This window comes from Phyllobacterium sp., from assembly GCF_037994405.1.
In the GTDB taxonomy this organism is placed as follows: domain Bacteria; phylum Pseudomonadota; class Alphaproteobacteria; order Rhizobiales; family Rhizobiaceae; genus Phyllobacterium.
The window spans coordinates 1-2,920 of sequence record NZ_JBBNAN010000296.1 but is presented as its reverse complement, the minus strand read 5'-3'; the positions used below and the strand labels follow the sequence as shown (position 1 = coordinate 2,920).

Below are 2,920 nucleotides of genomic sequence, written 5' to 3'. Positions count from 1 at the left end.
TTTCGGGATCGACCAACTCACCGGAAACATCCGTAAACGAGACGATGCCATATTGTTCCGTCATGACTGGACGTTCGAGAGGAGGCAATTCATCTGATGGCAGGGGATATCGTCGCCGTCGCCGTTCAGCGTACCGAAGCTGAGAAGCCTTATAAGTGGGGGAATTCTTCTGCAGGGCCACCCGCCGCCTTCGCTCTTCCGGCTCGTTGCGACGAGCAGCGGCTTCAATGGTAGTCCATCGACGCAGCAGTTCCTCATAGGACCGGAAGGGCACGCGCCACACCCGCATGTCCTCGTCCCAGTGCGCCCACGGTATAGCGCGCATTTGCTCGATGACCGTTTTCGAGTATGGAGTTCGAATGTGCAAATCGTCAGCCACCTCAAGATATGAGCTATTGATAGGCTCAAACTCGTAGGCGTCCCGGCCTTTGGCGTCGGCGTGAGGAAGCACGTAATCAGCCTCGCGCGCCAGCCAACGGTCCAGACGACGCTCAGCCGTCTTGCCGGGCACAAACCAAGCTCGCTTTTCATCACTCCATCGCGCGCGGGGAAACGCTTCTCGGAACCGTTCCACAGTCATCCGGTCATATGGAAAAGCAGCCAGCGCGCCCGTTTTCCTTTCCTTGCTGATGTAACGTCGGTCGATCACAACGATAACCTTCGAGAACGATTCACGTGGCATGCAACGCCTAAAAGCCTCCACTGGTTGCCATTCAAACTACTGACAGCGTTCCAAGGGCTATTTTGGTGTGTTTTGCGCCTGGATCGAGCGCGATGCACCTGACCATTTAGTGGACGCGACTGACAGACTTTCCCCGCAGCTTGACGCACCACCAGCCTATCTTTGAGGTCAGGGCCTGGTGCTGGTACGCCGGCTATTGGTTAAGTGGGCGCTCCACCCCAAAATATTTCCCACAACGCCAGACCCATTGCAGCACCGCAGATAACTGCCTGAGACACGACGATCAAACCGAGCCTCGTGCGAAAAGGTTCTTTCATCGTTTTGTGTCGCAAGGCTCGTTGAGCGACAACTGCGCCAATCGTCCCGCCAATGAACGCCAAGGTCAGAAGGGTGCGCTCCGGAGTCCGCCTTCGGCCAAGTAGTGCGCTTTGCTTGTCCCAAGCGAACAGTCCGAAGCATGCGACGTTGACCGCGAAGTAATATGCGCAAAGGGCAATGAGCGCGTTCTGATCGACTGTTGTGCTAACGTTCATCAAGCAAAGCTCCTGATCCTCTGAACCAGATGCTATTCCCGGACACTTAATTTTCTAGGCGGTGAAACCGATCAACTTGGCAACTTGCAAACTATCGGTTCGGTGCTTGGGGCTTTGGATTTCCTGACGAGTAAATGGCCCCAATAACGAGATATCCCAGGAGAGAGCAATAAAAATACGTGTATCCTGGCGCTCCAAGGAAGCGCCAGCGCTGACGCTGCGCTTGACGTATTCATCGATGCGGCCAAGTAGGCAGATATGACGATCCGTCAGGTACAATAAATGTCGTGAAGGTCGTGAACCCCGTAATCAACTGCGCGGGGACGGCCTTCAGTTAATTAATGCAATTTGCTTCCATCTGCCGAACTGGCCAAGTGTAGTACACCATCATCGTCTTTTTCAGCGGCGTATCTCGGCAACAAATCCCCCCACGTCCCGAAGACATTTTGGCAGTTTGGGCATTGGATAATGGTTTGCGCGGTTAACAGCCGGGGCGACACAACAATAATGTGGTAACAGCGGTTGCATTCAAACTCAGGATAGTGAACGGAGGTCATCCCGTGTGCCCCAACGTGAAGTAACAAAACGGCAAAGTTTATCGATTTTAACGTGGATTAAGAGTCGGAAATTGTAGGTATTGCCCATAAACTCTTTGATACAAGATCAACAAAAATAATCACTTTTTTGAAGGTGGATAGATCGCTTTTCAAATGGTCTCAAATAGTCTTTGAAGCCTGCGAGGCAGACTCCGATATTGGGGACTTGGACCACCGACGGTATTGTTTCCGGCGGTGAAGCGCCAGAAACAGGGTAGTAACGCTACGCTTAATTTTTTTGCTTCTGTCCCCTCGATCACTTTCCTCTCAACAGAACTTGAACAACATTACAGTCAATTCATTGTTTTCCTGGATATTTAGGACGTAATCTCGCGCAACTGACACACGAAGTGCCAAGGTGGGGACGGGACGACACAGTCCTTGTCTAAGCTCGGATCGGGTCTCCCGTCCTGAACAGGACTAGGAGATTAGCGATGAAGAAAATACTTATTGTGATCTCTGCACTCGCTCTGACGACTGGCGTTGCCGCCGCGGCCCAAGGACAGAGAACCTACACGTCCGCTATGAAGGCGGTTCACACGATGAATGTGCCCGCCGCCCAAATGTTCAGCACAACAGGAACGGTTGAAAGCTTCGATCCGCAGTCGAAGATGGTCCAGTTGACCACGGGTACAAAATATCAGTTGCCAAGGAACGCCAACCTCCGCGGAGTCGCGATCGGCAGCAAAGTAAGGATTAGCTGGAAAGCCCAGGATCCCTATGGCACGTCGTTCGGCAATGGCGAATCCGACGAGTTTAATGCAACTCGTCTGGTCGTAGTGAGGTAGTTGACCATGATCCGATAGTTCGCCAGCGCAAGGTCGTAATGGCGGACTATCGGGCTTCCGCGAGAACGGCGTTGATCGGTTTGCGCGATTACATTCGTATCAAGCGGCAGTGCACTGAGATGACTGTCCAAACACCTTGACGGCCAACCCAAACTCTCGAACTGGCAATTTTTGCTGAGAACGTTTCGTCATACTATGTGCCGCTGGCGCCGAGGGAAGCCGAACCCGAGGCTGGTGCGCCGCTCCCTGGTCCGTCCGTGCCACGCAGCAAGATGAGGACCGGCAGCTTACCCGTGCCTTCCGGCTCATTCAGGTCACGGT

The 2,920-nt window shown here is 53.3% G+C and carries 4 protein-coding genes; 1 reads left to right on the top strand and 3 read right to left on the bottom strand.

The features are described 5' to 3' along the window. The 3 genes from AAAC48_RS16555 to AAAC48_RS16545 all read right to left on the bottom strand — a co-directional run. A partial coding sequence (locus AAAC48_RS16555) for a hypothetical protein (RefSeq protein ID WP_340655231.1) occupies window positions 1-682 on the bottom strand: 682 nt, incomplete at its 3' end. 200 nt (window positions 683-882) lie between these two features. Continuing rightward, entirely contained in the window at window positions 883-1,215 is a 333-nt protein-coding gene (locus AAAC48_RS16550) for a DUF1294 domain-containing protein (protein WP_340655230.1), read from the bottom strand. 54 nt (window positions 1,216-1,269) lie between these two features. Further along, window positions 1,270-1,494: a hypothetical protein gene (locus AAAC48_RS16545; RefSeq protein WP_340655229.1), complete on the bottom strand. Its 225-nt coding sequence runs from the start codon at window positions 1,492-1,494 to the stop codon at window positions 1,270-1,272. 751 nt (window positions 1,495-2,245) lie between these two features. Between AAAC48_RS16545 and AAAC48_RS16540 the strand changes: the two genes are divergently transcribed. Next, the gene (locus AAAC48_RS16540; protein WP_340655228.1) at window positions 2,246-2,599 is read left to right on the top strand and encodes a hypothetical protein; all 354 of its coding nucleotides are present in this window, start codon (window positions 2,246-2,248) and stop codon (window positions 2,597-2,599) included. Window positions 2,600-2,920: the final 321 nt, after the last annotated feature.